This is a genomic window from Streptomyces sp. NBC_01445 (genome assembly GCF_035918235.1).
Lineage (GTDB): Bacteria > Actinomycetota > Actinomycetes > Streptomycetales > Streptomycetaceae > Streptomyces.
The window spans coordinates 161,308-186,002 of the sequence record NZ_CP109485.1 but is presented as its reverse complement, the minus strand read 5'-3'; the positions used below and the strand labels follow the sequence as shown (position 1 = coordinate 186,002).

The window sequence follows — 24,695 nt, the reverse complement described above, 5'->3', positions numbered from 1 at the left end:
GGAGGTCCGTACGGGCGGGCAGCAGCTCTACATCACCGGCCTCTTCCGCAGCTCCGTTTTCACCCCCCGACGCCTCCCGCCACGCCCGCACCCGATCCCGCCCACCAGCAGCTGGTTCTGTTCGACATGGCCCGCAGCCTGCACCACCGCGGAGGCGCGGAACGTCTGGCGGACCGCGCCCAGCCGCATCTGGCGGCCTGGGCGGGCCAGTTCACCGACCGGCAGGCGGCCCGTCTGGGATGGCGCCGGGATCTGACCAGGCAGGCCCATATCGGCGTCAACTTCCTCCTCGGTCTCCTTGACGCTTCCGGAGTGAGGCTGAGCGCCACCGATGCCGCACTGCTGAAGAAGATCCCCTACCTGCCCCACGCCCACGTCACCGACATCCTTGAGGAAGCCGGCCTGCTGGCGCGAACAGAACATGCATGCGCCATGACGGCCTGGGCACAGAGGCGCATCGCCCACCTCCCCAAGGCGATGCAGGCCCAGGTAGAAGTGTGGCTGGCAGTGATGCGCGACGGCACGACCCGCACACCGCGGCAGCGGCCACGCACAGAGACGACGATCCGACTGCACCTGGCCGGTGCGCTGCCCGCCCTCACCCACTGGGCACAGGACGGCATCACCCCTCGTCACCACCGAAAGTGAGACAGGGCCGTTGATTGGACAGTCCCTCCTGTGACGCCCGAACCTCCTCCACGGTCCCGTAGGGCCGTGGAGGAGGAGCACGGTGCTCAGTGGGTGAACGCGGCCGAGATGATACGTCTGACGACCTTGTTCATCTCGCTGCCCTTGGCATCCGTGGAGTTGACCGAGTAGACGAGGGTGCGGCTCAGGTCGCGGACCCCGAGTACGGCGGTGTTGTATCCGTAGAGGCCGCCGGTCTTGCCCCAGCCCACCGTGCCGTCCTGCAAGGTGAAGCGCGTCAGGCCGGCGCTGTACATGGCGGGCTGGTCACTGCCGTACAGGGGTATGCCCTGCGGGACCGTGAACATCTCCTTCAGTTGGGCCTTAGGCACCACTTGGCCGCGGAACAATGCGTGCAGGAAGCGTTCCAGATCTGCTGTCGTGGAGATGAGGTTGCCCGTGGCCCAGACGTCCGTGACATTCCACTGGGTGACATCGCGCAGTTCGGTCGTCCCGTCGGAGCTCTTGACGGCTTGGTAACCGTGGTTGTGCGGGCCGTGGATGCGCGGGTCGGTGCCGGGGAATGAGGTGTGGCGCAGGCCGAGCGGACGCAAGATGCGTTGGGAGACCTGCTGCTCGTACGAGCCACCGGTCGTCGTCTCGATCAGCAGACCCAGCAGCGTGTAGTTGACGCCGACGTAATGCTGCTGGGTGCCGGGGGCGAATTCGCGGGACTTGGCAGCCGAGGCTGCCACCAGCTGCCGTGGGGTGACGGTGCCGAAGCGGTGCTCGTACGCCTCGGCGAAGGGCTTGTCGTCGTGGGCTTCCTGAAGTCCGCTGGTGTGGTTGAGGAGTTGACGGACGCTAATGGGGGGGCTATCGGGCAGCAGGCCCGGCAGGTAGTCCTGGACGGACGCAGCGAGGTCGATCCGGTGCTCGGCGGCGAGCTGGAGTACGACAGCCGCCGTGAAAACCTTGGTCGTGGAACCGGCACGGAAGCGACCCTGTTCCAGTGCCTTGTGCCCGCTGCCGATCTCGGCGACGCCACTGGAGCCGCGCCAACTGCCGTCCGTTCCGGCGACTCGGACGAGGGCCGCGGTGGCGTCAGCGTCCGGCAGGCCGGCGATCGCCGCCCGCAGCGCCTTGGCGTCGGGGCGTGGAGCCGAAGCGGTGAGGGAGGGCGAAGCAGCGAAGACCGGTGAGGCGGCGACCGGGCCGGCCGCGATGGCGAGCACGAGTGAGGTGGCCAGCGCGGTGCGGGTACGGACGGTCATGGTGAGGCTCCAGGGATAGGAGTCGACCTCGCGGTGTGCGAGTAGCTCCCATCCTGGCGCTCACGCAGTACGGTCGGATCGTCGGAAGGGACTGTGCACACCCGGGCAATCACGCAGGCCAACTCAGCGATGGGTAAGGGTAGGTGTCAGGGCGTTCCCCTACGGGGGCAGCAGATCCTGGCCAAGGACGAACGCCTCGCCCGCACCAGGAACGCCGCAACCTCGCGATCATTGAGTCCGCTCTGTCCGCCGGCGCACAGCGCCCGCTCCATCCCCGAGGACGCTCATGAGCGCCGAACCCGTTCGCTTCGACGCCGCCACCGCCGCCGCGCAGATCCACCAACAGAGCCTCAGCTTCCCTCCACCGGAAACCGCGCCTGCTCCAAGGCTTCCCACCCAGCAGACCGACGGCCGCCACGCCGAGCCCTCCGCAGGCTTCATGCCGACCTCATTGACCGACCGCGGCAACGCCAAGCTGTTCGCCCGCCTCCACAGCGATCAGTTCCGCTACGTCATCGGCATGGGCTGGCACTCCTGGGACACCTACCGCTGGAGACTCACAGGCGGCGACGAAGCAGCCGTATGGGCCGCCGGGGAAATGGCCGAACAACTCCCCAGCCACGACCCGACCGGAGCGTTCAGCAACCGCGAACTCGCCTCCCACCGACGCCACTCCCTATCCTCCTCCGGCGTCAAAGCCCTCCTCTACCAGGCGCAGGCCGCCCCAGCCCTGCGCCTGGACCCCGACATCCTCGACGGCGACATCTACGCCCTCTGCACGCCCGCCGGCGTCTCGACCTGCGCACCGGCGAGCTGCGCAAGCCCAACCCGCTCACCGACATGCACTCCCGCGCCACCACCGTCGCACCCCACAAGATGCCAACCCGGCGCTGGATCAGCTTCCTGCGCGACACCTTCGGCGACGACGACAAAGGCCAGGAGACGATCCGCTTCCTGCACCTGCTGCTCGGCTACTCCATCACCGGCGACGTCGGCGCACAGATCCTGCCCTTCCTCTACGGCTCCGGAGCCAACGGAAAGTCCGTCCTGCTCGAAGTGACGATGCAGATCCTCGGCGACTACGCCAACGCGGCCTCGCCCGGATTCCTCATGGAGAAAGGCAAGTTCACCGAACACTCCACCGAGCTCACCGAGCTGCACGGCCGGCGCATCGTCGTATGCAGCGAGCTCAAGCCCAACGACAAATTCAACGAGGCCCGCGTCAAACTGCTGACCGGCGGAGACACCATCACCGCCCGCCGCATGCGCCAGAACTTCTTCACTTTCACCCCCACCCACAAGCTCTGGCTGCTGGGCAATCACCGCCCCGAAGTCGGCACCGGCGGCCACGCCTTCTGGCGCCGCATGCGCATCATCCCCTTCGAGCGCCGCGTCCCCGACGAACGCAAAATCGACAACCTGGCCGCCGAACTCGTCGCCGACGAAGGCCCCGGCATCCTCCAGTGGCTCATCGAAGGTGCCAGCCAGTACCTGGCAACCCGAGACCCGCTCACCGGCCCCACCTCCGTAAGGATTGCCACAGCCGCCTACGAAACCACCGAAGACCACGTCGGCCGCTTCCTCACCGAAAGCTGCACCAACAGGCACCGACGGCCGCCGCGACCCCGACCTGCGCGTCGAACAGAAACTCCTCTACGAGACCTATGGTCGCTGGTGCTCCGACGAAGGCATCCGCGCCTCCACTCCACGCGCTTTCGCCAGCCGCATCCGCCAGGAACTCGGTCTGGCCTCACCCGCCGAAATGATCAAGAACAACGCCACCAAGTTCTACCCCGGCCTGGCCCTGCTGCCCGACGACACCGAGGCAGGCACGAACTCGTGACACCACCAGGCACACTGGGACGCCCGGCAGCCCGAACCTACGAAAAATGACCGCTGGCAAGAGCAGCAGCGGATCGGCTGCGCACGCCGCAGCCGATCAAAGACCAGGACAGGCCGTCCACCGGCTGCCCGAACACAGGAGGCCCGATGAGCGCGATGCCGCAAGAAGGCGATCTCGCCCAGGAGGCCGAGGTCGTGTGGCTCGAAGACCCCACCGACCTCGACCGACCCCCGCACCATCGCACCCGGAAAAGTCGGACAAAAGACGGCACGGTCACAGGGCACTCCCGACGCTGTCCCCGTCGGCTCCTGAGCTCCGGCAGCGCCGACCAGCGACCCAAGCACTGAACGTGCATAGAGGTGACGGCGCTTCGCCCGCGCACCAAGCTTGCCGCGCGCATCCCCGCGGAGAACTGTCGCGCCCGTACTGCGCTGCACCTCCTGGCTGTCCTTGGGCGGGCGAGGCCGTGTCTACCAGGGCTCTCCCACCCGGTGGTAACAGCTGTCAGGCCGGACGCCGATCTGGCTGGCGAGCCGTCGGTGCGTCGGCACCACAGTGAACGGCGCCGTGGTCGACCGGCCGTGCCGGCCTTCGCACCCAGCGTCGAGCCATCGCCTAACGGTACTGCGGGCGATCATGGGAAGTGAGGGGTACGTCCGTGCGGGTGCTCGGGCAGCTCTTCCAGATGCTCTTGGCTCTGGCGGTCGTTATCCAGGACATGACTGCGGATGCCACCAGCCTGATCCCGGCGCAGGACACCACAGCGTGCCGTCTGGAAATGCTCACCCTTGCGAGTTGCGACCGTTACGGCCGTGGCACCGGCGTAATGAGGCGGCTAGATCGTCCGCTAGCTCGCCTACGTGGTGCGCCAGCTGCACAGCTAACGAGCTCGTGCATGGTTGGCGGCGGCGCGTCGACGCCGTGATCGTTGATCACTTCCGTTCTAGTGGTCGTCGCAACACCCCAGCTCAAGGGGTGCGATGACGTTCGAGATCCGGAAGGATCGGAAGCCGCAGGGGCGCCGGATCCTGGTCCCTGAGCGGGAGGAGTACTTCCGACTCATGGACCTGGTGCTCCGCGGGGCCCACAACGGCTCGATCCGCGCCCACTGCGCATCAGCCAACGGCACACCCGGACCAACGACCGACTGATCCAAACGAAACCGCCTAGCACAGACACAACGGCTGGACCCGGTCGCCTTCACCGGCCCTTGACTTGAAGTGCGGTCCAGCACTTAGCGTCTCTGTCATGACGACACCTCAGCGCAAGATCGGATCGGGCTTCGGTGCCCGGAGCACCACGGACGACGTCCTGAGCGGGATCGACCTGTCCGGGAGCACCGCGATTGTCACCGGTGGCTACTCGGGACTCGGTCTGGAGACAATCCGCGCCCTGGCGGACGCCGGAGCCCGCGTCGTCGTCCCCGCCCGGCGACGGGCGGCCGCTCAGGAGGCGGTCGAGGGCATCGACGGCGTCGAGACCGACGACCTCGACCTGTCCGACCTCGGAAGCGTCCGCGGTTTCGCCGAGCGGTTCCTGGCCTCGGGTCGCAAGGTCGACATCGTGATCAACAACGCTGGGGTCATGGCCTGCCCTGAGACGCGGGTCGGCCCGGGGTGGGAGGCGCAGTTCGCCACCAACCACCTCGGTCATTACGCGCTGATCAACCATCTCTGGCCGGCGATCGCCCGCGGTGGCGCCCGCGTGGTCGCCGTGTCCTCCGGCGCCCACGGCATGGGCATGCGCTGGGACGACGTGCAGTTTGAGCGCGGCTACGACAGATGGCAGGCGTATGGGCAGGCGAAGGCGGCGAACGTGCTGTTCGCCGTGCAGCTCGACGCGCTCGGCCGCGACGCCGGAGTCAGAGCGTTCGCGGTGCATCCGGGCAGCATCCTCACCCCGCTACAGCGCCACCTTGCGAAGGCGGAGATGGTCGACGCGGGCTGGATCGATGAGAAGGGCAACCCGACCGATCCCACCTTCAAGACGCCCGGGCAGGGCGCGGCGACGCAGGTATGGGCGGCGACCTCCCCCCAGCTGGCGGGCATGGGCGGCGTGTACTGCGAGGACTGCGAAATAGCCGAGGCTGCCAGCAACAGCTCGGAAGGCGGCGTGCACGCACACGCGACCGACCCCGAGCAGGCCGCACGCCTGTGGGCCCTGTCAGCCAACCTCACCGGCATCGACGCCCTCGCGGCGGCTTAAGGGCTGTCCCGTAAATGACCTTCGAGGTCCGCGGTGGGCTATCCCATGACCGCTCGGGCCGCGTCGAGAAAGGCCAGTCTGTTGTCCTCCAGGTAGTCGCGCACGCTCTCACCGTCGGGCACGCCTTCCCACACGGTCCGGTTGAGGTCGAGGAAGTACTTACGTGCCGCGTCGTGCACGGGCAGCGGAAACTGGATACGGATCAGCCGTTCCGCGACCCAGAGTCTGTTCATGGCGTCCTGAGTCGTGAGGAACCAAGGGGTCGTGTCGTCCCATTCGTGTGGCCGACTGAAAGCCGCGCGTTCCGCCTCGGCCCCCACCTCGACGAACCGTTCCAGCAGCGTAAGCCGCTCCGCACGCCGGGCCTCCGACAACTCGGTCTGCTGCCGCCGTTGCTCCGTCCGCTCAGCCGACCGTTGCGTCGCAAACTGGACGAGGAAGGACAGCGCGCCACCGAGCGCGACGCCGCCCAACGATATGAGTGACACCCAAACTTGACCAGACATGGTGGCTATCGTTCCACGCTGTCGATCTTTAAGTGCCGCCTCTTAGATGATCTTTGAGTCGCTGCGGACACGGTCCGTCGCTGGGCAGATTTGCTCGTCTATCCGGCGAGGATGAGGTTGTGCAGGCGTGCGATGCCGAGCATGGCGTGGTGGACACCGTCGCCCTTGAGGCGGCAGTCGCGGAGGATCTTCCAGGTCTTCATTCGGGCGAAGGCATGCTCGACGCGGGCCCGGACCTGCTTGTGCGAGTGGTTGTGTTCCTGCTTCCAGTCGGGGAGTTCCTCACCGGCCCGGCGGCGGTGCGGCATCACGAGTCCGGTTCCCGGATAGCCGCCGTCGGCGATCGTCATGGTCTTCCCGACGACGGCCTTGGCCCCGGATTCCTCCCACGCCCTGCAGTCGTTGCGGTTGCCCGGCAGGGGCTGGCCGACCACGACGATCAGACGGGTGTCGGCGTCGATGACGACCTGGTGGTTGGTGGAGTACCTGTAGTTCTTGGACTGTTCGGCGATCGTGTGGTCGCGGGTGGGGACCAGGGTGCCGTCCACGATGAGCACCGTGTCTTTCGCGAAGCGACGCCTGGGCTGGAGCGCGAGGAGCGGGCCGAGTTGGTCGATGATCCGGTCGGCCGCCGACTTCGAGACGCCGAACAGCGGGGCAATCTGGCGCATCGTCAAGTTCGTGCGCCAGTACGCCGCGACCAGCAGTACCCGGTCCCCCAGTGATAGCCCCCACGGCCGCCCCTTACGCACTGCGTCCGCACCCTCGCGGCGCAGCGCGGTCACCAGTTTCCCGAAGCATCGTGGGCTCATCCCGGTGAACGGGGCTATCCAGGACGGCTCCGACGCCGTGATCACACCAGACACACCAAGATCATCTCACCCGTGACCAGCCGTTACGGGACAGCCCTTAGGGCGGCCGTTGGCGGTGATGGCGAGGAGGCTGAACCAGCCCTTGGGGCGTCAGGACGGGGGCCAGGCGCCAGGGAATTGGGTCCATATCCCATCCGGGAAGGGTTCCCTGCGGATCACCGTGCCCATGACTGTCCGGAAGTGGGTGCAGATGTCTCGGTATCGCGCCGTCGGCCAGTCCTCCTCCTCGGCCACGCCCTCTGGATCCCGCAGGATCTCCGCGTGGCCCCACCGCACGAGCTGTCTGGTCTTGAGGTCCGGGAACCTCAGCGACTGAGACTCAAGGTCTCGGAGAAGCGCCTTTAGATGCCTGTGCCACTGATTGCCGTCAGTAGTTCCTCTGCGGGGCACACCGCCGGCGAAGTGGTCCTCAATCCTGTACGTGATCTGGATGACTCCATTGGCCGCCGCCTCGGACAGGCCGAGCAGGTGGGTCCGCTCTCCTTCCTGGGCGGTCTTGCGCTGCTGCCAGATCACGGCCCCTGTGGAGATCGCCGCACCCACCAGGGCACCCCCGAGGCCGAACAGTCCAGCCAACGTCTCTGCTTCCACGGCGATCATCCTGCCGGGGGCTGAGCGGGAGCTGGGCGGTTCTCGCGATTCACGGGACGCAGGGCGCGGCGGTCGCCGGACATCGAGCTGGCGCCCTGACGTGTTGTCAGTGGCAGCTGGTTCCCTGGTGGGTCCGGCACGCCAAGGGGCATTCCGGTGCTGGAGGGGGAGGAGCAGCCCATGGTGCACGTGGATGCGTACGAGCGCGCGGACGGTACAAAGGTCATGTCCCACTCCCGGTGGGCGGCGGGCGCGCGGGGACAGATGACGGTCCTGGCGGTCGTTGCCTTGGTGATCGTCGGATTCAGCGGGACCGGGGCGAGCGGCGAAGGCGGGGGAGGAAAGAGGAAGGGGGCGCCCCGGCCGCAGTCGACGTCGGTGTATCCGGTCAAGTTCCGGGGTTGGAGGAATCCGGCGCCCCGGCCGACGCTGACTGTGTCGTACCCGATCCGCTGGGACCGGTCCCGGTGACCGCGCGAATCCCGGACTTGTCAACTAAGCTTCAAGTCATGAGCGCACTGGAGCTGACTCTCTCGGAGCTGCTGAACAAGCCGAAGAAAACGCTGGCGAACCTGCGCGGCACGCGGCGGATAGTGCTCCGACGCCGTGATGACGAGGACCTGGTGCTGACGACTGCTGCGCGGGCCGACCAGGACCTGGAGGTGATGGGCGCGACGAGTCGGATGTTCGTGGAGATGATGCGCACCCCCCAGGGCCGCACCCTGGTCCTGGACGTGCTGCCTGCGACCTTCCCGTGGGTGCGCTACCTCCCCGCGCACGACGTGCGCGCCTTCTCCGTCGAGCTGGTCGATGCGCTCGGCGCCGCAACGTTGCTGGACAACACCGCGGGCGTCGCCCAGCTGCTCACCGAGTGGCGGCACACCGCCGAGGTGCACGCGGATCCCGAGCTCTACGCCGTGCTGACCACTGACTCGGGCGAGGATTACGGACCGGTGCCCGAGCCCGGGACCGCCGCGTGAGCCCAAAGCGCGGAGAGCGCGCCGCTCCGCCGCCGGGCCCCGACGAGTGGGACATCCGCTGCTTCGCCAATGGCGAGGCCGCCAAGGGATGGGAGCAGTTGGAGGCAGGGCTAGCCAGGCCCTCGCAGCTACCCTCGCCTGCACGCCCAGACAGGGCAGGCGATCGGGCTCAGGCGGTTGGGCAGTACGGATCCGCGTCTCTCAGAACGGCTTCGCAGAACTCGGCGGTTGTGAGAGGGGTTCTGCGAGAACCGGCCTGGGCAAACGTGCTTGGCGCTGGCCAGCAGGAACGGTTCTCACAACCGCGCGGGGCGATGCCGACCGGTCAGGCCAGCGGACCCGGCCAGTGCCTGCGGCCCTTCCGCGACCCCGATGCCATCGAGGACGAAGGGGAAGACGGCTGAGGGGCGGCGCATCCGAGACGGCCTGCGCCCGCTGCGCGGCCCGGCCGTGGCCGGCGATGGCGACGCGGACGGTGGAGAGGAATGGCCTCTTCTCGGCGGCGGTCTCCGGATAGGCACGGGGAAGTGCTTATCGGCCGGTTCCGGCGTGGGCGTGGCGGCCGTCGTGGTGGGGGCCGTGCCAGTCGAGGCACAGCACCGTGGCGTCGTCGGGCAGGTGGCCGCCGCAGGCGTCGGTAACCGCTGCTGCCAGGATGCGCACGACCTCGCGAGGATGTTCGGAGGCGGTCTCGCGCATGAGGCCGGGCAGGTCGACGGACTCGGCTTGTCGTTCCTGCATGCCGTCGCTGTGGAGCAGGAGCCGGTCGCCGGGGCGCAGATCGAGGAACTGTACGTGGTACGGGGTGGGTCCGGGGGCGCCGAAGAGCAGGTCGACGTCCAGGCGCACCTCGTTCACCGTGCCGTCGCGCAGGAGCAGCGGCCAGGGGTGTCCGGCGTTGACGACCTGTGCGCCGGTCCCGTCCAGGGCGATGCGCAGGAGCTGGCCGGTGGCCATGGTGTCGTGGCCGTGGTCGAGGAGAGCCTGGTGGATCCGGCGGGCCTGCTCGGTCAGGCTGTCGCCGTCGCGACGAGCGCCGCGCGAGGCATTGACCAGGAGGGTGGCCATGAGTGCGGCGTCGACGTCGTGGCCCATGGCATCGGTGACGGAAAGATGCAGGGTGTCGTGGCCGAGGGCGTAGTCGTAGGTGTCCCCGGCGGCGTCGTCGGCCGGGACCAGGCACGCGGCGAGCACGAACTGTGCGGCTTCGCAGGAGGGCGCGTCGGGCAGGAGCTGGCGCTGGATCTCGGCGGCCAGGCTGAGAGGGGTAGCGCGCTGGCCCCACCGGTAGAGGTCGGTGAAGCGGCGGTCGGTGACGATGATGTACGCCAGCGCGTGCGCGGCCTCGCCAACCTCGTTCAGGATCTCCTGGCTGACGTGCGGCAGGGACATCTCCAGGACGCCGATGGTGTCACCGCGGTTGGTCACCGGGGCGAACACCCGCTTTCCGTGCCCTGCGTCGGGGGCCTGCACCAACTCCTGGGTGCGCAGCACCTGTTCGTAGACGCTGCCGGCCAGCTGGATCTGATCGGCGTCGAGGCCGGCCCGCGGGGCGATCCCCTCGTCGACCCGCACCATCTGCCGGCCAGCGACGCCGACGAACAGGAACGACACCGCCCGCGCGTCGAACCGGTCGCGTAGATTGCGCGCCACCACGGCGAGAGACGCCGCCGGTGCCGCGTCCTCCGCAGCGGCGAGCACCTCGGCCAGCCCGAACGGGTCACCCGGCATCCTTGCCTCCGCTCATGCGAATGTCCCAGCCTGACCGCGGGCACTGTTCACATGCGATCTCACACCGGTTCCACCTCGGCGGCGGGCAGGCACGCCCAGTCCCTCGCATAAATGACCGGTTGTGAGGACCGTTCTTGCTGGCCAGCGCCAGGCACGTTTGCCCAGGCCGGTTCTCGCAGAACCCCTCTCGCAACCGCCGGGTTCTGCAAGGCCGTTCTGAGAGACGCGGTTGCGGCGCCACTACCTGCGGAACCGGCTTAGCGTTACTGGCTGTTCCGCTGGTCCCCAGGACCGGCGTGGAGCGGCAGTCGCCGCCCGTACGATGATCACGTGACAGCCCGCCGCACCCTTGGCACCGGGCCCCAGGACGCGCACGGGGCCTTCCCCGTGATCGTGGACACCGGTTGTCATGCGGCGGTGGCCAGCGTAGTTGATCGCTGTTCGTAGGTGATCGGGCTGATCTGGCCGAGGCGGGAGTGCCGTCGGTGGGTGTTGTAGCGGGTCGCCCAGCGGAAGACCGCGAGGCGGGCCTCACGCGCCCCGTTCCACCGCTTGCGACCCTGCAGCGTCTCGCGCTTCATGGTCGCGTTCAGACTCTCCGCGGCGGCGTTGTCCGCACTCGTGCCGACCGCGCCGCGCGATCTGGTCACGCCCAGCTCCGTTCGCCCACGGACACGGGATGCGACGCTGCCGCTACCGAGGACAGGACAAAGCCCACCTCCAGCACGTCTTGACCGCCATCGCCGTCAACATTGAGCGCCTCAGCGAGCTGCCACCGGCCGCAGAAGCACCCCCACCCCGCCAGCCGACCGATTTCCAGAACTACCTCGACCAGCACAAGATCTACCGGCCGAAGTCCTGGCGAACCCTCGGCAGTTGACCGCGAGCCACCAAGATCCCCGACAGAGTCAAGCTAGAACTCAAGTCCTCTCGGCGGGGCTTCGTCGTGTGCGGCACGGGAGCAGCCCTGGGCTCCCGGTTCGTCACCCGCTTTGCTCTGCCGTACTGCCCTGCGGCTAGTTTGTGTGCAGGACAGGTACGCAGGCCCGTGGCGGCAGAGGTGCACGGGGGACGGGAGGTCGGGAAGAGTGTCGCTGCGCGGAGGTGATCCAGCCGAGATCGGCGGTTATCCGCTTGAGGCGCGGCTCGGCTCGGGGGGCATGGGCACGGTCTTTCTGGCCCGTACGAGTTCGGGGCGACTTGTCGCGATCAAACTGATCCACCAGCAGTTCGCGGGGGACGACGAGTTCCGCATCCGTTTCCGGCAGGAGGTGGCGGCGGCGAGGCGGGTGAGCGGCGCGTTCACCGCCGCCGTGGTCGACGCTGCCCCTGAGGCCGAGCAGCCGTGGATGGCGACGACCTATATCGAGGGGCACACGCTCGCCCAGCGCATCGCCACGAAGGGCCCGCTGAACGGAGCGGAGCTGAGGAGGCTCGCCATCGGGCTGGCGGAGGCGCTGCGCGACATCCACCGGGTGGGGGTCGTCCACCGTGACCTGAAGCCCTCGAACGTCGTGCTCTCGCCCGAGGGCCCGCGCGTCATCGACTTCGGCATTTCGCGCGCCGTGGACCAGCAGACGCTGACGATGACAGGGCGGGTCATCGGTACGCCGCCCTTCATGTCGCCGGAGCAATTGCAGGCGCCGCGTGGTGTGGGGCCGCGGTCCGATGTCTTCTCGCTGGGGACGCTGCTGGTGTACTCAGCGACGGGCCACGGGCCCTTCGACGCGGACAGCCCATACATGACGGCGTATCAGGTGGTGCACGAGGAGCCGTCGCTGGGTGCCGTGCCGGCGGCTTTGCGCGCGATCGTCGAGTCGTGCCTGGACAAGGAGCCCAAGGGGCGCCCCTCGGCGGACGAACTCCTCGTGCTACTGCGGGACCTGCCGGCCGACCTCGGCGGAACCGACGCGAACGGGGCTGGCACGAGCCGCACCCGCGACATGATCACCCAGCATCACCTGGCGACGCGGGCCACCCCGGCGCCGACTGCCCCGACCACCGCCCCGGCCGGTCCCGATACAGGGAGCACCGATACCCCCATCGGCCGCCGTCTGCGTCGCCGATGGCGTCCTGTGCTCGCGGCCGCGGTCGCGGTGGCGGCGATCGGCGGGGGAGTCGCCGCGCTGAAGGCGGGCGGTTTTGGCGGGAACAGCGGCGCCGACAAGGGCAACAGCGTTGCGGCGCCGGGTGCCGCACTTCCGGACGGCTTCGAGCCGTGGCGCAATACCGTGCAGGGCGGTCGCGAGGACACCCCCGACGAGCTGCGTTGCGTCGCGCGCGGCGACGCGCTTTTCTGCGGGGGCGGCGGTGTTGTCGCGACCCGTATCAGGGCCCTGGACGGCTCGCGGGTGTGGACGGCGAAGAGTCCGGGCGTCCCCGTCCAGGGCATGCACCTGGTGGGCGCCACCGACGACACGGTGCTCGGTTACCGCTTCGCCGCGCAGGACGCCCCGCATGACCCTGCCAGCGAGGTGGTGGCCATCGACGCGAACAGCGGCCGGGAGCTGTGGTCCGTCCCGTCCGGCGCCCAGTCGACGGCCGTCACGGGTCGGACTCAGGATGCCCTTGTGGTCGGCTCCGCCGTCGTGACGGTCGACGCTTCCAACTCCCGCTTCGAGGCCCGGGATGCGCACAGTGGTGAGGTTACCTGGACGACGTCGTTCCCCGCGGGTACGCAGTGCGCTCCCGTCCCGGTGGGCCCACAGCTCTTGGCGATGTGCGCGACGGATGCGGAGGTGGATGCCTCAGAGGTGCGCCACCCCACCCTGTACACGGTCGACCGCGCCTCGGGGACACTGGGCAGGCCCATCGCGGTTAACGGCCCCGCCGTGCCGATGGGCGTCGCCAAGGGCAGGCTCGTACTCCTTCAGGAGCACATGGAGGGAACGGCGCTGGCCGGGTACGACGGGGTGGCGCGGGTCGACCCGGCCTCGCGGAAGGTCACGTACTCCCGACTGGCCAAGACATACGCGGGGACGCCCGGCGTGGTGGACGGCACGGTCTACGTGAGCGGGCAGACCGGTCTCGTCACAGCGCTCGACCCCGTGACCGGCCGGAAGAAGTGGTCGCGGCAGACGGGCGTGGAGGGCGCGTCGGGTCCCGTTGCGGGAGCCGACGCGCTGTATTTCAGCTCGGCCACCGGCCGGGTGGTCGCGCTGTCGCCGTACGACGGCAAACCCCTGTGGACAACAGACCCGCAGGCCGATGGTTTGACGGGCGAGCAGGGCGCAAGCCCGCGCGTGACCGTTGCGGGGCGTGCGGTGATCGTGGCCGCGGCCAAGAACACACTCTTCGCCTTCGACGCGCAGAAGCCGCCGAAGTCGGGCTGACCCCGGCGGCACCGGCCGCCGGCCGCCTTCCTTGCCGTGCGGACACCTCAGCGGCTCACTCGGTGGCCTACGCAGCGAGGTCGCGCCTTGTGCGAGTGCGCCGCCCGTAGCGTTTCTGGTCTAACGAGCTCGTGCAGGGGTGGCGGTGGCGCGTCGGGACGTTGATCACGGTCAGTGTGGTGGGGAACCGGGCACGTGCAGCAATGATCCGAAGCCAGCGGATCACGGGCCTCACGCCCGATGTGATTGCTGAACTCGTCGCCGAGACCGGACCGTTGTGGCAGAGCGGCATCAGTCCGCGCTGGCCCCACGGCCTCGTCGCCGAGGGCCCTCGTAGCCGTCGGCCAGGTCCAGGACGTCCCCGATCAGCTTCACCAGCTCGGGCTCGTCGTTGACGACCCGCCGTGACAGCAGGGTCATGCCGTCGGCGTCCAGGGCGAGGCCGTGGTGGTGGCCCTTGCAGCTGTCGATCCCCGCCCATATCCGGCTCATCGCGCTCCTGACGTTCGTGCTCGTGTTGTTCGTGCCACGGACGACCTCGCCGGCATTGCTCTACACAGCGACTTGTTCGCACTTCCTAATCGGCGGTCGAGTCGTCGTGGGGCGCTGGGCGGCGAAGCCTGCGGAGCCAAGAAACGGCAGCCGACTGTTAGCCACACCCAGCGCCCCTGGGCGACCCAACCCTACGAATGGTTCGATCAACCCGACCAAGAAGTTGAAGTGCTCTCCTCCCTTCGCAGGCTCAGGAAGGAGATTCCTGCTTACCTTGCGGCAGCGGGCTTGACGCCACGGGTGCGCCTGACGACTGCCCTCCCGGCAGCCGGGATCGCCACGAGGCCGATCCGGTACAGGTGCAAGATGTTCCGGGCTGCGTTCCAGTCGGCGTTGCCGGACCATCCGCAGTCGGGGTTCTTGCATACGAACGTGGCCTGGTCTTCCCGGCTGCCGGGCGTGATGAAACCGCAGGCGGAGCAGCGCAGGGAGGTGTTCGGGGCGGGTACCTTGGCGAGGGTTCCGCCGTTTCGGGCGGTTTTGTACGTCAGCATCGTCACGGTGCGACCCCATGCCTCTTGGCTGATGGAGCGGTTCAGGCCGGACTTCTGCGCGACGTTCTTCCCCGGCTGGTCGGTAGTGCCCTTGGCGGACTTGACCATGTTCGTGATGTTGAGCTGTTCCACCACGACCGTGCCGTACTGCTTGGCGATGGCGGTGGTGGTCTTGTGCTGCCAGTCGATTGCTCGGCGCGTGGCTCTTGCGCGGAGCTGCTTGATCTGGTCGTAGGTGCGGTGTAGCCGGTTGGAGCTGCGCTCTTTCGGCTTGCGGAAGCTCTTGCGGTGCGCGGCGCGCTGTTCCAGGCGAAGCAGTCTGGCCTTCTCATCCGGGTTCAGCCACTTGTCCCGGTCGGCGGTGCCGTCCGGGAGTCGGGGCGGCCGGTCGTGGTCCTGGTGGCTGCCGTCGGACAGCGCAAGGGGCAGGTTCACCCCGGCGTCGATACCGACCTCGGGACCCTGGTGGGGCTCCGGCTTGGGCTCAAGGGTCTGGATACGGAAGGCGATGTGCCAGCCGAGTCCGTCTTTGACCAGCCGTGCCCCGGTGATCCGGTTCTCCTTGTTGGCGTGCTTGCCGACGGGGAGGTCCTTGGTCCAGCGGAAGCGGACGCGGCCCACCTTGGGGATGTTGACCAGGCCCCACCGTCGGTGTACTCGCTTGATCTGCAGATCCCGGCCCTGCGGGATGTCCACCGACAATGCCGTGCGGAAGCGGGCCTTGAAGTTCGGCTCGTCCGCACGCCCGTCCCAGCAGTTCCGCCACGCCTGGAAGTACGTCTTGAGTACCGCCTGCGCGGCCTGCGCGGGCAGCACCGCGTACCAGTCGATCTCCTTGCGGGCCTGCCGCAACGCCTGATCCATGCGCGTCAGAGCGCGCTGACACTTCGGCGTCATCCGCCACAGGTCGTGGAGCTGATTCCACATCGCGCGTGCCGCGTGCGCCTGGTCATCCATGAGCCGGACCTGTGCAGGCGTCAGCGCCAGCCGGGCGCGATGCCCGAACTGCCGCTTCTCCCACACGAGTTCGCCCATGACAATCACCCTACTACGGTTGGCTTATGTCACCACGATGGAACCCGAATCCTGACGTGCGCACCGGGCGCCACGTCGTCTACAACCTGCATGTCCACTTGGTTTTTGTTACCAAGTACCGGCGCAAGGCATTCACCGACGCCATGCTGACGCGCACTGAGGAGATCATGCGCGAGGTCTGCGCGGACTTCGAAGCCGACCTGAAGCAGTTCAACGGCGAACAGGATCACGTCCACCTGCTTGTGCACTATCCGCCCAAGGTCCAGCTCTCCAAACTGGTCAACTCCCTCAAGGGCGTCTCCTCCCGCAGGCTCCGCCAGGAACACAGCGCACACGTGCGCCGCTACCTGTGGGGCGGACACTTCTGGTCCGGCTCCTACTTCGCCGGATCCTGCGGCGGCGCACCGCTGACCGTCGTCAAGCAGTACATCGAAAACCAGCAGCGCCCCACCGGCTGAGGACAACACTGCGGACCCGTGCGAACCGCGCGGGTCAGAGCAGCCCTGAGATGGCCTTCACCCCCGCCGTAAACGGCGGAGCACTGGCCAAGATCAAAGGTAGAGCCGATTGAAGACCCCTGTCGCCGGGTGCTTGAAGGCGGACGGCGGCGGGGCAGGGCGGCCGCTCGATGTGGCAGTCGCCGGTGTGGAAACGCGGTGAGACCGCCCGGCCCGCTCCCCCGGACTGGCTCCTGGAACTCGGGCTCACCGGGCGCTCTGCCGTCTAAATCCGTCTCATCCCCCGTTCGTCGGCTGCCAGAGTGCCGCGGGCAAAACTTCTTCTGCATTCACAGTCACGTCCCGACCCCTTCCGCTCCTTGGGGAAGGCATGCGGAACGATCACCTGACTCTCTGCGCAGCTCCGGTGCTCCCATCGCGCGTGTTCGCGGGGGGTATCCCCTCTGGCGCACACAACCGCGTCATGACGACAGCAACGGATGGGGGCGCACTGGCGCCCGAGTTCCTGGGTAACACCAGGGCTGGGCCTGCGAGTTGGAGTTCGCCGCGCCGGTTGCGGTGGGTGCCGGCTGCCGGGCAGCCCGGCGACGGCAGCATGGACGACGCGCTGCGGCTGGGTCGGGAGATGCGGCTGCGGCTGCTCGCCGCGGTCCGGGCGCTGCTGGCGGATGAGTCGCTGGTCGGGCTCGGGGATGCTGCCCGGTTGTCGGCGGTGGTGCTGTACGCGAAGTCGCGGGCGCCCAAGGGCCGCAAGGACGACAACCAGACCTCGATCAAGGGTCCGCAGTTGGGCCGGTGGCTGGGCATGAACGAGTCGACGGTCCACCACAAGGTGCTGCCCGCGCTGCGCGGCTCGGGCGCGCTGCGCACTCGGGTGGTGACCGACGCCGAGGGGCAGGTGAGGGGGCTGGACTGCCTGGTGATGCCGTTGTGGAACGCCCGCAAGGGTGGGGGAGCGGCGCACCCGCTGGCGTTGTCGAAGGCGGAGCTGGCGGTGCTGCTGCGCCTGATCGAGACGCTGTTCTCGCCAGGCTGGACGCTTGAGGACGGCTCGGTGATCCCGGCGGGGCTGCTGGCCGGCCGTACGGGCAAGGGGGCGGCGACCGACCGGCTCGGGCTGCTGATGATGATGCTGAATACCCGGGCGTCGGGCTGGCTGCAGCTGTGCGCCGGCTCGGTGAAGTCGAAGGAGGGGCGCGGGGCGGCGACGCTGGCGCGGCTGCTGGGCTGCACGCCGTCCGGCGCGCGGAAGGTCCTGGCGCGGCTGACGGAGGCCGAGGTCGTCGCGCGGGGCCGCAAAGCGACGGAGACGCGGATGCGCGGCCGCGGCCGGGTCATGCTGCTGCCGGTCGCCCAGGCTTACGGCCGGGTGCTGGCCCCTGTGGAGGCCTCTTCGGGCCCCGAGACCATCCTTTCGCAGCGTCCCGATGGTGCAGTCGGAGATCATGCTCCGGACCAGGGTGCCGCTGCCCTTGGTACATCTGGGCTGTGCGGTGCTGAGGCGGTCGAGAGGGCGGGGGATCGGGAGCGTCCTGATGGTGCAGAGCTCCACGCAGACCACGCTTGTGTGGTTACTCCGGTAGTTCCTCCGCAGCTCTCGTCTGGGTTTTCCGGCGAAGTCCGTGGGGGTGAGGGCCGTCGGCCGGAGCGCGCGTGCGTACGCGAGGGCCAGTCCGCCGACGCCGCAGCGGCATCAGCGCCGCCGGTGGCGGAGGTCGGCCCGCTTCGCGGGGAAAGGCCGAAGGAGTCTCCGGTCGATGAGCGGGATGGACAGCGCGCTGGCGGGGCTGGTGCCGGTGGCCGGCAAAAGCCCGTGGGGTGGGACAAGGCGCAGCGGCAGCGGAGGGTGGGCCTTCCGGCTGATCTTCGTGTGCGGGTGGCTCTGGGGCCGGTCGCGGGGCTGTGGGAGCGGCTGTCCGGCTGGCAGCAGGACCAGGTCGAGGCGGCGGCGCAGGCGGAGTTGACCCGGCTGGCGGGCATGCTGATGCGGCCGGAGATGGCGCCGCAGCTGCTGGCCGACCGGTTCACCGACCGGCTGGAGGAGACCGGCGGAGAGGCCCTGGTCGATCGTCCGTACCCGTGGCTGACCCGGCGGGGCCTGGTGCAGCGTCAGGCATGCTCGGACCGGCGGTGCGACGACGGGATCCGGCTGGACACCGGCGGCGACTGCGAGAACTGCCACAACGTGGTCCACATCCGGCGTGCCCGGCGGGCGAAGATCGCGGCGGAGGTCGACCGACAGCTGCCCGGCCTGACCATCGGCGAGCGCCGCCAGGTCCTCGATGAGCGGCTCCAGGAACAGGCCGCGATCGAGGCGGAGAGCTTCGTGTGCCGGCGTGAGCAGGCCCGCGCGGAGCAAGCCCGCCGGGACGCGGCACGTGCAGCTGCGCAGGAGCGGACGGAGCGCGAGCGCCAGGCCGCGGCCGCCGCCGACGCGGTCCGTCAGGCGTTGCCGTGCGAGGACCGCGGGCAGGGCGCGGCGGCCGGGCTGTGCGAGGCGTGCGGTTATCGGCGCCGGACCGAGGCTTTGATCGTGGAGGCCGGTCTGGTCGCGGCGGCCGCGCTGAACGGTGACGGCGACGGCGCCACCGTCACCGCCGACGTCCGGGCGTCGCTGGAGGCCGACATCGAGCGCGCCCGGCGCCACCTCCTGGAGCTGGTGGAGCCGGGCGAGCTGGACACGGACCCGGCGTTGCGAGCGTCCGCGTTCGCCTTCAACGCGCTCCAGACCGTGGAGCAGGCGCTGCCGGAGTACCGCAGCAGCGCACTCGGGCGGCTCGGGCGAACCCGAACGGCGCGGACGCCATCGTCGCTGCGACCAAGTCCGCCGACGCCGCCCGGGAGCGCACCGCGCAGTACCTGTTGGCGACGCGGCTGGAGCAGCTGCGCGAGCAGGTCGCAGTCCGGACCGAGGCGGCCGTGCCCGCGCCGTGGTCGGACCGGCTCGCCGGGTTCGTCGCGCGTCCACTGGACGCTGACATGGCCGGGGCGGTGATGGCGTGAGCGGCGAGCTGAGCGGGGTCGACCTCGCGCGCCAGGCCCTGGTCACGGCCCGGGAGGCGCGGCCGAACTCGCCCAGGCCCGCCGCACCAACACCGAGCCGGTCACCGCCGAGGACGTCCAGCGCATCGCGCTGACGGAGTTCGCCCTGCTTCTCGACGAGGCCCAGGCGCGCCGCCCTCGCCCAGCGGCGCCGTACCGCAGGGTGACCAGGACCGGGGCGGCGCGTTAGTACGACCATGACCGCGATGACCGTGCGGCCGGCACCCGTCATCGACCTAGTCGGCCGCACCAGTGAAGCCGTCCGGCTTCGCTCGGACGAGCCGATCTACGCCGCGCTGGCAGTGCACTGGAGTGCGGCGGGGCGTGTCGTGCCCGGCCAGACTGACCGGGAGTGGACGATGCTGGCAAGCCGCTGCCTGTGGCCCATCCGATAGACCGGCGTCGGTGCGACGGCCTTCCCCCGGGGCCCGCATCACGCCACCGGCCGGCAGCCCCGGAAGCCTGCCCGGCCACCCGGGGCTGCCGGGACCGGCCGGTTCTGGTTTGGGCCCCCTGCCGGCCCGGCAGCTCAAGACGTCTCAGCGGAGCGTGCGGCTGCGGCGGCCGGAGCGCCGCAGGTGCACGCCCAGGTACACCAGGGCCGCGATGAACACCACGATGCCGATGATCAGCAGGTAAAGCAGCCCCTTGGCGACGGCGCCGATGATGCCTAGCACGATCGCCGCGATGACGAGGATCAGGAAGAGTCTCATGGAGCGGGCACCTCCTCGGTGGGTCGGTCAGCGGCGGGCGAGCTGCCGCTCACCGTTCGCGCCGCTCTGGTAGGGCAGGCCGTAGTGCGCGAAGACCGCCGCCTCGTCCTCGGCGGGCAGAACGTCGTCCGTGCCGATCGCCGGGCACTTCTTCACCAGCGACCGGTCGTAGTCGACCTTCACGTAGCCGGGGCCCACGAGCGCGCCGTTCAGCGGGACGAAGACCAGGTGGCGGCGGGTGGGCAGCCCGACCTGGACGGTGGCCATGGCCGGCTCGTCGGTGCTGGTGTCCACGTAGACGGCCTCCATCGTGCCGATCTTGTGGCCGCCCGCGTCGACGACGTCGTGGGTGCGCCACTCGCGAATATCCGCGATCTTGATCATCCCGGGTTCCCTTCGCGCGGCGGTATGCCTGAGCCGGTGCACTTCTCAGCCTGCCCCGCCAAGCCCGCCCACACCAGCCTGGGCGCCTCGCGTCATGGCGGGCGGCGGGGCCGCGACGGTTCTTCTTGGCCGCGTGACGGGCGCCAGGCGGTGAGTGACGGGGATGGACACGGCGTCTGGGCAGGGCGTTTTCTGGAATCACGACCCCGCCCAGTGACGCGACATCGCAGTCCCGAAGGGGGCGCCGTGCACGACACGCTCCAGGTCGCAGTGCACCCGACCGGGCCCGGCAGCTGCCGGGTGACCGTGGCCGGGGACCTCGACCTGGTCAGCGCCCCGGACATCAGGGAAGCCCTCCGGGCCGCCGTGTCCGCCCACGACCGCGTCGACGTGAATTGCGGTCGGCTGACCTTCGTGGATTGTTCCGGCCTGTCCGCGCTGCTGGCCGCCGCCCGCGCCGCGAAGGCCGAAGGGGTGGAACTGCGGCTGTACGCGGTCCCGCACGCCCTGGCCCGGCTGCTGCGGCTGTCCCACACCGGCAGCGCCTTCACCATCGAGCAGCCGGGGTGAAGTCATGGCCGGGCGGGTGTGCCGGTGCGCGTACGTCCTCTGCTCCAGGCCGCTGCCGGCGGGCGCTCGCAGTGACAAGAAGTTCTGTGACCGCACGTGCCGGGCGGCCCATCGCCGTCAATGAACACAAGTCCGATAAAGGGTCAGGGAAGCGGAGTCACCGATAGCGCAATCGCGCCCTGTTGGTTCTCGCCCGGGTGTGCGGATCGGGCTGCCGGACGCCCGATCGATGCGCGATGATCACCACTCCGAACGTCGAACGACGAAGGGGACGGCCATGGCCAAGGGAACGCGGATCACCGGCGAGGCACGCGACAAGATCGCGAACGAGCTGAAGAAGGCGTACGAAGGCGGAGCGAGCATCCGGGCCCTGGCCGAGGACACCGGCCGCAGCTACGGCTTCGTCCACCGCATCCTCACCGAAGCCGGTGTCACCCTGCGCGGCCGCGGCGGAGACACCCGCAGCCAGCCCAGCGCATAACCGGCCGCGGCACGGCGAACCCGCTGGTCACCGCCCCTGCGGACGCGTCATGATGGCCGACGCAAGCCGTACGACGAGAGGACCGCAGAGCGATGCCCCTGTCTGCCCTAACCGCCGAAGCCCGCGCGGAAAACCTCCGGAAGGCGGCTGCCGTCCGCCGCGAACGCAGCGAACTGCTCGACGCGCTCAAGCACGAACGCACCTCCTTGCAGGAGGTACTCGACCGAGATGACCCGGTCGTGGGCAGGATGCTCGTCAAGCGCCTGCTGGAAGGACTGCCCAACATCGGCAAGATCCGCGCCGCCCAGCTCCTGGCCGACCTCGACATCTCCGAGCGCCGCCGCGTCCAGGGCCTCGGCTCCCGCCAGAAGGCACGCCTGCTCGAACTCTTCCCGCCGCAAGCCTGACCGGCTGCGCTGCCGTAGTCCACCACCCCACCCCAGCAGGGCACGGGACAGGGCCCGCAGAAATGAAGCCCTGGCCCCGACGGGAGACCAGGGCTGTCGGTCACACAGTCCGACGAAGTTGCCCAGGACGTGAGGCGTTCCGGGCAGCATGTGCGGGCGGCAGCCGCGAAACCGCTGGGGTAGTCACAGGGTCTCAGGCCGAGGCCGACGGAGCGGAGGACTCGCCACGCCGGCGGTATTCGGCGTTGATGCGCTGTGCTTCTTCGAGCTGGTCTTCGAGGATGACGATGCGGCAGGCGGCCTCGATGGGGGTCCCGTGGTCGACGAGTTCCCGGGCGCGGGCGGCGATGCGCAGCTGGTAGCGGGAGTAGCGGCGATGGCCGCCCTCGGAGCGCAGCGGTGTGATGAGGCGGGCTTCGCCGATGGCACGGAGGAAGCCCTGGGTGGTGCCGAGCATCGCGGCGGCCCGGCCCATCGTGTAGGCGGGGTAGTCGTCGTCATCGAGACGTCCGAACGAGTCGTCTGCTGTCATTTCACCTCTCTGTGGAACACGCGGAGGGGCCCTGGTGCCGTACCGCACCAGGGCCCCGAAGGAACTGCTACACCATCTGCCGACCCTATTACTGCGTCGGCCTTCTGTGTCCGCCGCCCCGACCTGGGAGTTGTCGGGGGTGCGGGGATCGCGGTTGCTTGACCGGAGACCACCTCACTATCGATGTCCTGCGGTACCCGGGCTCAACACTCCGCCCGGGCGATCCTGATGGCGCTCAACTCCTCCGTTCTTCCCTCTGGGATCAATCACTTACCTACCGCTGGTGATGCGAACTACTCGGTGACCTGAGTAAGCGTCACTCTTCGGCAGCCAGCCCCGTCGCCCGTCCTGCATCTGCTCTGGCTTAGAACCCCACTGCCGAACTTCCCGGTGCGCGCGTCCGCAGCCGACGCCTTCACCCAGGTGCTGCTCACTTAACTTCACTGCTGGTACTGCGAACTGCCCTTACGCGTACTGCGGTACTGCTCGCGGCGGCCCCTGATCACTGCGGGCCACCCGGTCCGGTCGTCAGTCCCGTCGCCGTCCTGCAACAACCCTGGCTTCGGAACTCCACCACCGCACCGTCCTGCAAACTGCGGTACTGCTGCCCGGCAGTTCATCTCTGCCAGGCCCTGTTGATCTCGGCTACGAGAGAAACCATAACCACACCGCCATCCAATGTCTACTCCAGCCAACATAGATTTCCGCGTGTTCGACGGTGAGGTAATCGACCTCGTGCAGCGGTGGAGGGCGGGAGCAAGCCGGGTTAACGGGCCGCAGCCGGGGCACAAGCCACGGACACACAGGACCGGACACTGACGATCCAGAGACCAGGGGAACCTGATGGACACGATGAGCGTCAACGTCGCAACCCTCCGCTCCGCGACGGGCCCCGCTGGTACAGGGCATGAAGGTCGCCTTTACCGGTGACACCCGCACTGCACGCGAAGAACTCATCGCACGCTCCGTCGCGGCAGGACTGAACGTGATGGGCTCGGTCAGCCGGCACACCAGCGTGCTGGTCACCAACGAGTGCGACTCCGAGAGCGCCAAGTATCGTGCGGCACGTGGTGCAGGAGTGCCCGTGATCACCGAAGGAACCTTCCTCGGCCTGCTCACCGGCGTGCAGCCTGGAACCGCCCACACCAAACCGGCACCATCGAAGCCGTCCCTACCCGCACAGCGGCGCACCGGCCGCCCAGCCTCCGCCCAACCGCTGTCCGGGCGCCGGGTCCTGGTGCTGGGCGGCCACCACGACGAAGCCTCGGCGCTGCGCACCCGCATTACGGAGCAGGGCGGTGCCGCCGCCGTCAATCTCTCCGCCGGCGTCACCGATGTGATTCTCCTGACCGGTGGAGCCGAGGACCGTCGCATGCCCCACATCACGGCACGCGGACTGCCGGTCCACGATGGCGACTGGCTCGCCACGCTCAAGCCGCCATCGGGCACCGCCGCACAAGTGGGAACGGCCGACCCGGTCCTTCCCCGCGGCGGCGTTTTCGACCTTCCGACTGCACACGGCGGCGCCGGAACATGGACGGTGAGTGCCTCCTGGGGCCATCAGGCCGACTGCGAGATCGACGTGGTCGCCTTCCTGCTCGACGAGGACGAACAGGTCCTGTGCGACGAGGACTTCGTCTTCTACGGGGCGCCCGAAAGCCCCGACGCGACGGTGCGCCTGATCACCGACGGCCCCAGCGAACAAGCCATCACAGCGGAGCTGACCACCCTTTCCGACGCCGTCCGCAAAATCGTCATCGCCGCTGCCATCGACGGAACCGCGACGTTCGCCGATGCCGGAGCAATCGAGATCACCGTTGCCCAGGCAACCGACGCGCGAGCACTGGCCCAGGCCACCCTGGACGCCGCGACGACCGAACGAACGCTGCTGCTCGCCGAGGTCTACCGGCGTGGCCCGGGATGGCGCGTACGCGCCATCGGCCAGGGATACGACCACCAACTGGCCGACCTGGCACGCAGCTTCGGCGTCGACATCATCGACTGAGCTCTCGCCTACCCTGCGGCCGAACCGTTTTGCGCCCGTGAGCCGACTGCTGTCCACACAC

20 protein-coding genes and 4 pseudogenes are annotated in these 24,695 nt (G+C 68.9%); 13 read left to right on the top strand and 11 right to left on the bottom strand.

The window, feature by feature from the left end:
* Positions 1-126: 126 nt before the first annotated feature.
* Positions 127-648 carry a hypothetical protein gene (locus OG574_RS00910; protein WP_326771387.1) on the top strand — a complete coding sequence of 174 codons (522 nt, stop codon included), beginning with the start codon at positions 127-129 and terminating at the stop codon, positions 646-648.
* A gap of 86 nt (positions 649-734) precedes the next feature.
* Here OG574_RS00910 and OG574_RS00905 read toward each other — a convergent pair whose 3' ends face one another.
* Positions 735-1,901: a serine hydrolase domain-containing protein gene (locus OG574_RS00905; RefSeq protein ID WP_326771386.1), complete on the bottom strand. Its 1,167-nt coding sequence runs from the start codon at positions 1,899-1,901 to the stop codon at positions 735-737.
* A 286-nt stretch (positions 1,902-2,187) separates the two neighbouring features.
* Between OG574_RS00905 and OG574_RS00900 the strand changes: the two are divergent.
* Positions 2,188-3,744 (top strand): annotated as a pseudogene (locus OG574_RS00900) (DNA primase family protein).
* A gap of 1,248 nt (positions 3,745-4,992) precedes the next feature.
* A complete protein-coding gene (locus OG574_RS00895; protein WP_326771385.1) occupies positions 4,993-5,949 on the top strand; it encodes an SDR family NAD(P)-dependent oxidoreductase in 957 nt (318 codons plus the stop codon).
* Positions 5,950-5,987: 38 nt separating this feature from the next.
* On the opposite strand, the gene OG574_RS00890 is transcribed toward OG574_RS00895, so the two are convergent.
* From OG574_RS00890 to OG574_RS00880, 3 genes are all read right to left on the bottom strand, one after another.
* Positions 5,988-6,455 carry a hypothetical protein gene (locus OG574_RS00890; RefSeq protein ID WP_326771384.1) on the bottom strand — a complete coding sequence of 156 codons (468 nt, stop codon included), beginning with the start codon at positions 6,453-6,455 and terminating at the stop codon, positions 5,988-5,990.
* A gap of 98 nt (positions 6,456-6,553) precedes the next feature.
* Positions 6,554-7,321 carry a transposase gene (locus OG574_RS00885; RefSeq protein ID WP_326771383.1) on the bottom strand — a complete coding sequence of 256 codons (768 nt, stop codon included), beginning with the start codon at positions 7,319-7,321 and terminating at the stop codon, positions 6,554-6,556.
* A 96-nt stretch (positions 7,322-7,417) separates the two neighbouring features.
* On the bottom strand, positions 7,418-7,918 hold the full coding sequence (locus OG574_RS00880) for a hypothetical protein (RefSeq protein ID WP_326771382.1): 501 nt from the start codon (positions 7,916-7,918) through the stop codon (positions 7,418-7,420).
* Between the two features lie 509 nt (positions 7,919-8,427).
* On the opposite strand from OG574_RS00880, the gene OG574_RS00875 reads away from it, so the two are divergent.
* Positions 8,428-8,898: a hypothetical protein gene (locus OG574_RS00875; protein WP_326771381.1), complete on the top strand. Its 471-nt coding sequence runs from the start codon at positions 8,428-8,430 to the stop codon at positions 8,896-8,898.
* 531 nt (positions 8,899-9,429) lie between these two features.
* Here OG574_RS00875 and OG574_RS00870 read toward each other — a convergent pair.
* The gene (locus tag OG574_RS00870) at positions 9,430-10,629 is read right to left on the bottom strand and encodes a PP2C family protein-serine/threonine phosphatase (RefSeq protein WP_326771380.1); all 1,200 of its coding nucleotides are present in this window, start codon (positions 10,627-10,629) and stop codon (positions 9,430-9,432) included.
* Positions 10,630-11,036: 407 nt separating this feature from the next.
* Positions 11,037-11,288 (bottom strand): annotated as a pseudogene (locus OG574_RS00865) (integrase core domain-containing protein); the annotation flags it as partial.
* A gap of 20 nt (positions 11,289-11,308) precedes the next feature.
* On the opposite strand from OG574_RS00865, the gene OG574_RS00860 reads away from it, so the two are divergent.
* Entirely contained in the window at positions 11,309-11,509 is a 201-nt protein-coding gene (locus tag OG574_RS00860) for a transposase (RefSeq protein ID WP_326771379.1), read from the top strand.
* A gap of 208 nt (positions 11,510-11,717) precedes the next feature.
* Entirely contained in the window at positions 11,718-13,961 is a 2,244-nt protein-coding gene (locus tag OG574_RS00855) for a serine/threonine-protein kinase (protein ID WP_326771378.1), read from the top strand.
* 336 nt (positions 13,962-14,297) lie between these two features.
* Here OG574_RS00855 and OG574_RS00850 read toward each other — a convergent pair.
* Positions 14,298-14,453 (bottom strand): annotated as a pseudogene (locus OG574_RS00850) (IS110 family transposase); the annotation flags it as partial.
* A 269-nt stretch (positions 14,454-14,722) separates the two neighbouring features.
* Complete coding sequence (locus tag OG574_RS00845) at positions 14,723-16,042, bottom strand: RNA-guided endonuclease InsQ/TnpB family protein (protein WP_326771377.1); 1,320 nt, start codon at positions 16,040-16,042, stop codon at positions 14,723-14,725.
* A 26-nt stretch (positions 16,043-16,068) separates the two neighbouring features.
* Between OG574_RS00845 and tnpA the strand changes: the two genes are divergently transcribed.
* From tnpA to OG574_RS00830, 3 genes are all read left to right on the top strand, one after another.
* Positions 16,069-16,500, top strand: coding sequence for an IS200/IS605 family transposase (gene tnpA / locus OG574_RS00840; RefSeq protein WP_326771376.1), 432 nt, complete (start codon positions 16,069-16,071; stop codon positions 16,498-16,500).
* Positions 16,501-16,963: 463 nt separating this feature from the next.
* Positions 16,964-19,495: a hypothetical protein gene (locus OG574_RS00835; protein ID WP_326771375.1), complete on the top strand. Its 2,532-nt coding sequence runs from the start codon at positions 16,964-16,966 to the stop codon at positions 19,493-19,495.
* A gap of 244 nt (positions 19,496-19,739) precedes the next feature.
* Positions 19,740-19,937, top strand: coding sequence for a hypothetical protein (locus tag OG574_RS00830; RefSeq protein WP_326771374.1), 198 nt, complete (start codon positions 19,740-19,742; stop codon positions 19,935-19,937).
* Positions 19,938-20,081: 144 nt separating this feature from the next.
* On the opposite strand, the gene OG574_RS00825 is transcribed toward OG574_RS00830, so the two are convergent.
* Together OG574_RS00825 and OG574_RS00820 are read right to left on the bottom strand one after the other, a co-directional pair.
* Complete coding sequence (locus tag OG574_RS00825) at positions 20,082-20,255, bottom strand: hypothetical protein (protein WP_326771373.1); 174 nt, start codon at positions 20,253-20,255, stop codon at positions 20,082-20,084.
* Between the two features lie 27 nt (positions 20,256-20,282).
* Positions 20,283-20,639: a PRC-barrel domain-containing protein gene (locus tag OG574_RS00820; RefSeq protein ID WP_326771372.1), complete on the bottom strand. Its 357-nt coding sequence runs from the start codon at positions 20,637-20,639 to the stop codon at positions 20,283-20,285.
* 246 nt (positions 20,640-20,885) lie between these two features.
* Here OG574_RS00820 and OG574_RS00815 point away from each other — a divergent pair, with 246 nt between their 5' ends.
* The 3 genes from OG574_RS00815 (at position 20,886) to mihF (ending at position 22,097) form a co-directional block, all read left to right on the top strand.
* A complete protein-coding gene (locus OG574_RS00815) occupies positions 20,886-21,209 on the top strand; it encodes an STAS domain-containing protein (RefSeq protein ID WP_326771371.1) in 324 nt (107 codons plus the stop codon).
* 277 nt (positions 21,210-21,486) lie between these two features.
* Positions 21,487-21,690, top strand: a complete 204-nt coding sequence (locus tag OG574_RS00810) for a helix-turn-helix domain-containing protein (RefSeq protein ID WP_442816781.1) — start codon at positions 21,487-21,489, stop codon at positions 21,688-21,690.
* Positions 21,691-21,782: 92 nt separating this feature from the next.
* Positions 21,783-22,097: an integration host factor, actinobacterial type gene (mihF, locus tag OG574_RS00805; protein WP_326771369.1), complete on the top strand. Its 315-nt coding sequence runs from the start codon at positions 21,783-21,785 to the stop codon at positions 22,095-22,097.
* Between the two features lie 193 nt (positions 22,098-22,290).
* Here the strand turns inward: mihF and OG574_RS00800 are convergent, their stop codons facing one another.
* On the bottom strand, positions 22,291-22,629 hold the full coding sequence (locus tag OG574_RS00800; RefSeq protein ID WP_326771368.1) for a MerR family transcriptional regulator: 339 nt from the start codon (positions 22,627-22,629) through the stop codon (positions 22,291-22,293).
* Positions 22,630-23,521: 892 nt separating this feature from the next.
* On the opposite strand from OG574_RS00800, the pseudogene OG574_RS00795 reads away from it, so the two are divergent.
* A pseudogene (locus OG574_RS00795) lies at positions 23,522-24,634 on the top strand (TerD family protein); the annotation flags it as partial.
* Positions 24,635-24,695: the final 61 nt, after the last annotated feature.